General features: G+C 70.9%; 1 protein-coding gene. It reads left to right on the top strand.

Features of this window, described 5'->3' with window-relative positions; all coding sequences use genetic code 11:
* Positions 1 to 15 precede the first annotated feature (15 nt).
* The coding region (locus HUK84_RS21750) for a lytic transglycosylase domain-containing protein (protein ID WP_176641988.1) at positions 16 to 652 on the top strand (637 nt) is incomplete at its 3' end.

Genomic DNA, 652 nt, shown 5'->3' with positions numbered 1-652 from the left:
CAATGGCTCGGATCGATGGGCCTCGTCCGGCTCTCGCTGTTCTGCGCCGTCGCCGCGCTCGCCGCCTGCGCCACCGCGCCCGGCTCGCGCTATTCCCGCTATTACGCCCGCAACGGCGCCTATCGCGCCCCCGGCCCGCCCCAGGACCCGTGGGGCCCCTATATCACCGAGGCCGCGACCCGCTTCGCGGTGCCGCAGGAGTGGGTCCGCGCGGTCATCCAGCAGGAATCGGGCGGCCACGAATATCTGGACGGCCAGCCGATCACCTCATCGGCCGGGGCGATGGGGCTGATGCAGTTGATGCCCCAGACCTATGCCGACATGCAGGACCAGAACGGACTGGGCCCCGACCCGTACGAACCGCATGACAATATCCTGGCCGGCACCGCCTATATCCGCCAGATGTACGACCGCTACGGCGCGCCCGGCTTCCTCGCCGCCTACAATGCCGGGCCGCAGCGGCTCGACGATTATCTGCAGACCGGCCGGCAGCTTCCCAACGAGACGGTGAACTACCTGGCCTCGGTCACGCCCAACCTGGGCAGCAGCGTCGCCCTCAGCGGCCCGCTGGCGGCCTACGGCGCCGACACCCAGCTCGTGTCGGCCACGCCGACCCCGCTTCCCGTCGCCATGGCCGCCGCCACGCAGCCGG

Source organism: Nguyenibacter vanlangensis (genome assembly GCF_013376155.1).
In the GTDB taxonomy this organism is placed as follows: Bacteria; Pseudomonadota; Alphaproteobacteria; order Acetobacterales; family Acetobacteraceae; genus Gluconacetobacter; species Gluconacetobacter vanlangensis.
Note: the sequence above shows the minus strand (reverse complement) of the source record. Positions and strands in the feature narration are given on the sequence as shown.